This is a genomic window from Euzebyales bacterium (assembly GCA_035461305.1).
GTDB lineage: Bacteria > Actinomycetota > Nitriliruptoria > Euzebyales > JAHELV01 > JAHELV01.
Window position 1 is genome coordinate 1 of the sequence record DATHVN010000098.1, and the last position, 6,976, is coordinate 6,976.

Annotated in this window: 10 protein-coding genes; 3 read left to right on the top strand and 7 right to left on the bottom strand. The window is 69.2% G+C overall.

Features of this window, described 5'->3' with window-relative positions; genetic code table 11:
• Window positions 1–604 precede the first annotated feature (604 nt).
• Window positions 605–1,555, bottom strand: coding sequence for a helix-turn-helix transcriptional regulator (locus VK923_09030; protein ID HSJ44809.1), 951 nt, complete (start codon window positions 1,553–1,555; stop codon window positions 605–607).
• Window positions 1,555–1,779: a hypothetical protein gene (locus tag VK923_09035; protein ID HSJ44810.1), complete on the bottom strand. Its 225-nt coding sequence runs from the start codon at window positions 1,777–1,779 to the stop codon at window positions 1,555–1,557. Before VK923_09035 ends, VK923_09030 begins: the two co-directional genes overlap by 1 nt.
• Before the next feature lie 112 nt (window positions 1,780–1,891).
• Between VK923_09035 and VK923_09040 the strand changes: the two genes are divergently transcribed.
• Window positions 1,892–2,398: a cupin domain-containing protein gene (locus VK923_09040; protein ID HSJ44811.1), complete on the top strand. Its 507-nt coding sequence runs from the start codon at window positions 1,892–1,894 to the stop codon at window positions 2,396–2,398.
• A gap of 496 nt (window positions 2,399–2,894) precedes the next feature.
• Here VK923_09040 and VK923_09045 read toward each other — a convergent pair whose 3' ends face one another.
• From VK923_09045 to VK923_09065, 5 genes are all read right to left on the bottom strand, one after another.
• Window positions 2,895–3,038 carry a hypothetical protein gene (locus VK923_09045; GenBank protein HSJ44812.1) on the bottom strand — a complete coding sequence of 48 codons (144 nt, stop codon included), beginning with the start codon at window positions 3,036–3,038 and terminating at the stop codon, window positions 2,895–2,897.
• A 124-nt stretch (window positions 3,039–3,162) separates the two neighbouring features.
• Window positions 3,163–4,521: an AI-2E family transporter gene (locus VK923_09050; protein HSJ44813.1), complete on the bottom strand. Its 1,359-nt coding sequence runs from the start codon at window positions 4,519–4,521 to the stop codon at window positions 3,163–3,165.
• Window positions 4,457–4,894 (bottom strand): hypothetical protein, encoded by a 438-nt coding sequence (locus VK923_09055; GenBank protein ID HSJ44814.1) that lies wholly within the window; start codon window positions 4,892–4,894, stop codon window positions 4,457–4,459. The genes VK923_09050 and VK923_09055 overlap by 65 nt, the downstream gene beginning before the upstream one ends.
• Before the next feature lie 230 nt (window positions 4,895–5,124).
• Complete coding sequence (locus VK923_09060; GenBank protein HSJ44815.1) at window positions 5,125–5,682, bottom strand: hypothetical protein; 558 nt, start codon at window positions 5,680–5,682, stop codon at window positions 5,125–5,127.
• Window positions 5,683–5,687: 5 nt separating this feature from the next.
• Window positions 5,688–5,879 carry a hypothetical protein gene (locus VK923_09065; protein ID HSJ44816.1) on the bottom strand — a complete coding sequence of 64 codons (192 nt, stop codon included), beginning with the start codon at window positions 5,877–5,879 and terminating at the stop codon, window positions 5,688–5,690.
• A gap of 133 nt (window positions 5,880–6,012) precedes the next feature.
• Between VK923_09065 and VK923_09070 the strand changes: the two genes are divergently transcribed.
• Together VK923_09070 and VK923_09075 are read left to right on the top strand one after the other, a co-directional pair.
• On the top strand, window positions 6,013–6,594 hold the full coding sequence (locus tag VK923_09070; GenBank protein HSJ44817.1) for a helix-turn-helix domain-containing protein: 582 nt from the start codon (window positions 6,013–6,015) through the stop codon (window positions 6,592–6,594).
• A gap of 118 nt (window positions 6,595–6,712) precedes the next feature.
• Complete coding sequence (locus tag VK923_09075; protein HSJ44818.1) at window positions 6,713–6,970, top strand: hypothetical protein; 258 nt, start codon at window positions 6,713–6,715, stop codon at window positions 6,968–6,970.
• The last annotated feature ends 6 nt before the right edge of the window (window positions 6,971–6,976 follow it).

Consider the following 6,976-nt stretch of genomic DNA (forward strand, 5'->3'; position numbering starts at 1 on the left):
CGCGCCCGGCGCCGCCTTCCTGCGAACGACCGTGCACCACCTCGAACATCCAGCGGAGTGGCTGCATGACGGATAGCGCAAGTCGACGGCGCGCGTGTACCACTCCTCGGCAATCATCTCCCTGATGCGCGCGGGCGAGGGGGCGTCTGCGGCGGTCGTCCGGCGCGTCATCAGCCAAGAAGTCGACGCCGGCCGTCTCACCGACCAGGGCGCCGACCCCGACCACACCGGACCCGGCCGCGAACTCGCTCGCCCGCACAGCCTCGCGGCAACGAGCCCTCGGGCAGCCGGGATGCCGTGATGTTCTATGGATGGGTGCCCGTTGGCCCGCTGTTGGCCCCAGTTCGGGGCCATGGTCGAGGAAACTGCACCCGACGAAGACCCTTGAGACCTGCCCACGCCAGGACAGCTACGCCGGGATTCAGACTCGGGACGATCGCCATCAACCCGGAGAGCAGCGTACAAGACTGGTCCAGACACTCGAGGCGCTGAACGCCCGGTAGTTCGCGGTCCGCTCCGCGAGGGATACTGGTCGCCGCGCCCCGCGACCGGACAGCACTAGCCAGCGCAGCGAGCACCGTCATGTGCGTCAAGCGCCGGGCAGTCAGCCTCGACGGCGGTCGTGTCGGGTTGCGCTGCGCGCGGAGGGTCCGCCGCGCAGAGGTTGGTCGTGAAGAGCGCGGTGTTCGTTGTCTCGCAGGCGGGGTTCGTAGTGGGCGAAGAACACCTTGCCGACCAGGTCGCGGCGGCTGCGCACGCCGGTCTTGTCGAACACGTTCTTGAGGTGTTGTTGGACGGTGTGCGCCGAGACGACTAAGCGCTCGGCGATCTCCGCGGTGGAGTTGCCCTGCAGCACCAGGCGGGTGACGTCCTGTTCGCGCTCGGTCAGCCCGTAGACCGACATCAACAGCGGCGCGATGCGCGCCGGGTGAGCGGGCTCGACGATGACAGCGACCCGGCGGGCGCCGCTGGCGACGAGGGCGGCTCCGTGTAGCACGATCCAGGTGCCCGCGCGCGACAGCACACGCGAGACCGCGACCTGCCCTGGCTCGTCGGGGTGCTCAGCCGTCCGCAACGCGCGACCCGCGACCGCACGCACCGAGGACGGCAGCGTGCCGGCATCCCAGTCACCGTCAGGCAGCGCCTGCAGCCAGCGCTCCACGCCGGGCGTCGCCGACTCGACCTCGCCGTGGTCGGAGAGCACGACCAAGCCAGGCGCGTCCGGCCCCTCGGGATCGACGGCTTCGCCGACCAGCAACGCCCGGCGCGCCCCCTCGGCCAGGGAGGGCGCGACCGCCTGGACGAACGCCAGCTCGGCGTCATCGAACAGCGGCTGGCCCGGCGCGCGGTACAGGCCAACCGCCCCCCACACCTCACCGGCCTGTGTGCGCAGGGCGGCGATCAGCTCCTGGTCCCCACCCAGGGTCATGTTGAGGTGCCAGCGTGGGCTGCTGGTCGGATCGCCGCCTGTGGCCTCGTGCAGCGTGGAGGTCCCGCGCTTTGAGCGGGCGACGTCGGCGAGTTTGTTGACGTCGTCCTGGTAGTACTCGTGCATCAGCCATTCGGGGGCAGCTCGGGGACGCCCTCGTCGAAGTGGCTGATGACCAGCAGTGAGGCCGGGTCCAGCGTGAACCAGCACGGCGCCCAGTAGTGGGGGACGGCGCGTGCCAGCGCCTCGGTCGCCGCCCGCCAGAAGCTCACCAGGTCAAGGCCGTGCCCGGCCATCCGGGCGATCTTGTCGCTGGCCCGCTGCCTGGCATCGGTGCGCACCGAGGTCATGCGAGCACTCTACGGGCAGCCTGCGCTACTGGAAATGCCACCTCTCTGGAATAGGCAGGCCTCCCGGCGGGTCCTAGCGTCGACGCAGACCATCCACCAGAAGGGAGCAGCGATGGACACCAGCCAGGAGCCCACCACGGGCCCGCGTGTGCTGGGCCCAAAGGACGGGGAGATCGCAGGGGCACCGGAGTCCCGCACCGACCGGTTCATGATCGACAGCACCGACACCGGCGGGAGGCTCTCGGTCGTGGAGCACAGCCTGCCACCGCATGTACTGGCCGGCCCCCTGCACTACCACTCGCGCGAGGACGAGTACAGCTACGTGCTCGAAGGCCGCATGGGCGCGCTGCTCGGAGACCAGGAGGTCTACGCCGAAGCCGGGGACCTGGTCTTCAAGCCCCGCGGCCAGTGGCACACCTTCTGGAACCCCGGCGACACACCCACCCGCATCCTGGAACTCATCACCCCCGCCGGCCTGGAAGACCTGTTCCGCGAGCTCGGCGCCCCCGGCGTCGAGATGGACCCGGCCAGCCTCCCGGCGCTCGCGGCTCGCTACGGCTGCGAGGTCGACTTCCAGGGCACGGCAGCCATCATCCAGCAGTACAAGTTGACGTTCTAAGCGTCCTCATGGAGGCCGGAGCCCGCACACCCGAGGAGCTGGAGACCCTGATGGAGGACGCCTTCGTCCTCCGCGACAGCATGCCCTGGCCCAGCTCTTCCACCCGGGTGCGATCCTGGTCGCGGGCCACGGGCTACCCGAGGCCCGCGGCCGCCGGCAGATCGCACAGGTCGCGGCCCGCCTGTGGCGGTCCGAGCGCCTCTACCTCGCTGACCCGCGACGGGTCCTCCAAGCTCGCGACACCGCCTTGATACAGGCGGGCCGCGCCACCACCGTAGTCCGTCGCGCCGACGACGGATCGTGGCGATACGCGATCTCGGTAAATGGACATCTGGCGACCATCTGTAGCTACCGGAGACGTGCACCGACCAACCGTCGGGTAGTCGCAGCGGTTGCCGCACGGTCGGCGAACATCACGGCATCCCCGGCACCCCGACGATCGGTAGGGTTCGCCGGCCGCGGTTGAGCGCGCGGTAGCGGTCGAGAACGAAGGTTGCTACAGCGCTTCGACCGGGTTAGCCACCGGCTCGATATCCAGCTTCCGCAGCACCGCCGCGGCCTCGGCCATCGTCTCGCCTCGGCTGCGGCCGCCTTCGACTTCGGCGTACTGCCACCATGCATCCGACACCGCGGCGACCACTGCACCGGCCGCCTCTGGCACCGATCACCCGTCGCGGGTCCTCACGCCGCACCGATGCAATCCCATGCGTCACTCCGATAACCGCGATGCCACCAGCGACTGGGGGGTCGGCGCGTCGCACAGGTCATGCTTCGGAGGCTGGCAACGCCTCCTCGTCCAGCGCTAGCGCTCCGGATGCGCGCCGTCCGGACAGCTCCCGCCAGGTCTTCACCGCCGACCACGCCACCGCGGCGAACGGGACTGCGAGGATCGCGCCGACGATGCCGGCGAGGATCGTTCCGGCGGCGAGGGCAAGCAGGATCGCCAGCGGGTGCAGGCGCAGGCTTCGCCCCAGGACGATCGGCGCGAGGACGTCGCCCTCGATCTGGTTCACGGCGACGACGACCGCGACGACGATGAGTGCCGTCACGAGCCCGTTCGACACCAGCGCGATGAGCGCGGCCAGCATGCCGGCGACGGTCGCACCGACAAGCGGGACGAACGCGCCGATGAACACGACGACGGCGAGCGGCAGGGCGAGCGGCACGCGCAGGATCGTCAGCGCGACACCGATGAAGATCGCGTCGACGAGCGCGATAATTGCCGTTCCTCGGACGTAGCCACCAAGGACGCGGGTCGAGCGGTCGCCGATCTCCAGCAACCGCTCGCGGGTCCGGTGCCCCGGCACCTGCGCCACCAGGAACCGCCAGATCTCCTGGCCATCCTTGAGCAGGAAGTAGAGGACGACGGCTCCGAAAAAGATGCCCGCGAACATCTCGCCGACCGCTGTCGCGCCGCTGATCGCGCCAGTGGTGAGGTCAGCCTGCTGAACGGCTTCCACGGCAGCCTGCTGATACTGCTCAAACTGCTCGTCCGTGAGCTGCAGCGGTCCCTCGCTCGCGAAGGTGCGCAGCTTTTCGAAGCCGGTGACTGCGCCATCCCGAAGCTCGGGCCACTGGTCCGCGACCGCGGCACCGATGAACCACCCGGCCAGCGCGACGACTCCGAGACCTATGAGCATTGCAGCCCAGACCGCCAGCGCCCGGGGCATACGACGGCGTTCCAGCCACGAGACCAGCGGCGATACCGCGGCCGCGATAAGCGTTGCGATCAGCACGGGGACGACGACGAGGCGCAGCTGGATCATCACCCAGCCCACCAGCGAGAGCAACGCCACGACTACGAGCGCCTGCACGCTGCGCGTCGCAGCGCGGCCGAACCCGTCCTGCCAGAGCCCCTTGGGAGGCTCGTCGTATTCGACCACGTCGAGGACGCGGCCGGGCTCGTCGGTGTGAGTCTTTGCGGGCGTGGTAGCGCGATCCGAGCCCATGACACGGCACTGCCCGCAGAGGCGCGGTACAAAACCCGCCGACGCGGCCTGAGACTCGGCCGTGACCTCTGATTCCGGCGCGACACGGAAGGAAGCGGAGGTCAAACCGTCAGTGGCGGGCTGGAGGGGCTGCAGGCTCGATGCGCACGGCGTTGGGGTCGAAGCGTGAGCCATCCGGCAACCGCCCCAGCCGCTGAGGCAGCACGGTGACAGTGACCAGCGCCTGCAGGATCGCACGCTGACGGCCGAGGTCCAGGCGCTCCCACACGTCCCCAGCGTCCGCGCGGCCTGCGATGCCGGCGAGCGGGTCACGGCCAGCGGCGGTGCGCTGCTGCGCCTCGAGGCCCGCGAGGCGATGCTCCAGCTCGGCGCGCTCGACGCGGTATTCGGCGGCGCTCAGCACGTCGTCGCGCCACAGCGCCAGCGCCTCGGCCAGCTTGGTTCGGACCGCGGCGGCGTCGCGCGCGAGCGCAGCCGTGTCGACACCCTGGGCCGGTGGCGTCAGCAGGTCGGCGGCATCCTTGCGCGACAGCCGGTGCACGATCACGCGCTCCACGTACTTGTCGAGCGGCGCAACGGCGCGTGACAGGTTCTGCCGGGGACAGCGGTAGCGGCGGGTGCGGTGGCGACCGTTGACCGATCATCCGACGGTCAGGGTTGAGGGCGGGTCACTCACATTAGGGCGACTCCGAGTGAGGTGTACCCGCGACCTTAGTGAGGACTACTTCGTCCGCCGCGACCAAGATCTTGTGCCCGACCGCTCCGGCTGCCGCCTTCTTACGGTTCACGCTGGCGCTGGGCCCGGCGAGCCGTCCCGGGAGGCGTGTCCACCACTCGCTGTGACCTACTGTGCATGCGTTGTCCGTGTCGGGTCATGCCTCGTGGCTTGTAGACGTTGAGGGTCTCGATCACGAGCAGGACGATCAGCCCGACGCCGGGGTGCGCCAGATCGCTGCGCAAAGCGACGGGATCGGCATCTGGTTGACGTGCCGTCGCCGCGGCGGCGCTGACGTCGGGCATGTGCAGCACCAGCACAGCGGTGGCCACGAGCGTGAGCACCAGCGAGATGATCACCCAGTAGTGTCGGAACAGGCCCCAGCGCGTGCCGACGGCCATGACGGCGCCGGTGACCAGGCTGGCCACGGCCAACGGCACGATGGCGTACCAGCCGGTCAACTCCATCGCGATCCACGCCGCTCGCACGGTCTGGACATCGCGGCCGTCGGCCGCGGCGACCGCGAGCACGAGGTAGGCGACGACGGCACCGATCCATCCGACCGACACCGTCAGATGAACCGTCAGCGCGAGCTTGCGCACACCGGGCGACATCGCCACCGCGGTCACGAGCGCAGCGGCACGACCGGCGATGGTCCGCTACCGAGATCATGGCGGCCGGGTCCGTGATCGCCACCGAGCAGCACCAGGACCACCACCAAGAGCGCCACGATCACACCTGCGGCGATGAAGCCCTTCACCCAACGCGGCGTCGCGTGCTCGACGGCGTCCGGCTCGTCCCGCTGTTGCTCGTCCATCGTGGTGTCCCTCTGCTCGCCATCTCGATCGTGGTGTCCCTCTGCTCGCCATCTCGATTTTACGAGACATAACGTCTCTTGCAAGACAACATGCTTTATATCCGTCATGTCGTATGCTTGGCGGGTGCCGACGTTGTGGACAGACACCATCGAGACGCACCGCCGCCAGGTGCACGACGCCATCCTGGACACCACAGCGGCGCTCGCCGATGAGCACGGGGTGCTGGCAGTGACGATGTCCCAGATCGCCAAGCGCACCGGGATCGGCCGCGCCACGCTGTACAAGTACTTCTCGAGCGTCGAGGAGATCCTGCTCGCCTGGCACGACCGTCACGTCCGACGCCACCTCGCGCAGCTGCGGACGATCCACGACGGCGACGGACCGGTCGCAGACAGGCTGACCGCGTTCCTCACCGCCTACGCCGACATCCAGTCACAGCGCCACGACCACTCCACGAGCCCGCACGGCAACGAACTCGCGGCGCTCCTCCACCGTCACGACCACATCGCGCCCGCCGAACGCGAACTGCACACGCTGCTGCGCGACCTGCTGGCAGAGGCGGCGAGGATCGGCGACGTCCGCCGCGACATCCCGGCCGCTGAGCTCGCCACCTTCTGCCTCCACGCACTCGACGCCGCACACGACCTGCCCTCGAAGGCCGCCGTGCAGCGGCTGGCCCGTCTCACGAACGCCGCGGTACGGCCACCAGACTGAACGACACCCGGTCAGGTTCCGACGCTCCCCGACGTGTCGTGCCGCTGTCAGCCGATCGCGTCGATCAACTGCTTGCACGCCTGTCACCGCGGCGGCGCGCCTCTGCGCACGTGGCGCAGTGCTGCATCCCGGCGTCGCGTTGCTGCTGGCACTCGTCGCCGCACGACGGCCGCAGCCACCCTCACACCGCTCCTCGCCGACCAACAAGATGCGCTACTGTCCCTGCCCGCAGCACCCCGCGCACCTGACCGAAACCAACGCACGGTCCTACACCAACTCGCTGGACGCGATCTACGCACCCGTGTCCACGACCATCCCAAAGGTCGGTCCGCCATCGGTGGACCTTACGATGTGGTTGTGTTCTTTGACGTTGTGACAAGTT

Bases quoted from the DNA above. Each gene is read 5' to 3' on its own strand.
- VK923_09050 (HSJ44813.1), bottom strand. From the start codon at position 4,521: ATGGCTCACGCTTCGACCCCAACGCCGTGCGCATCGAGCCTGCAGCCC.
- VK923_09065 (HSJ44816.1), bottom strand. From the start codon at position 5,879: ATGGACGAGCAACAGCGGGACGAGCCGGACGCCGTCGAGCACGCGACG.
- VK923_09040 (HSJ44811.1), top strand. From the start codon at position 1,892: ATGGACACCAGCCAGGAGCCCACCACGGGCCCGCGTGTGCTGGGCCCA.
- VK923_09035 (HSJ44810.1), bottom strand. From the start codon at position 1,779: ATGACCTCGGTGCGCACCGATGCCAGGCAGCGGGCCAGCGACAAGATC.
- VK923_09030 (HSJ44809.1), bottom strand. From the start codon at position 1,555: ATGCACGAGTACTACCAGGACGACGTCAACAAACTCGCCGACGTCGCC.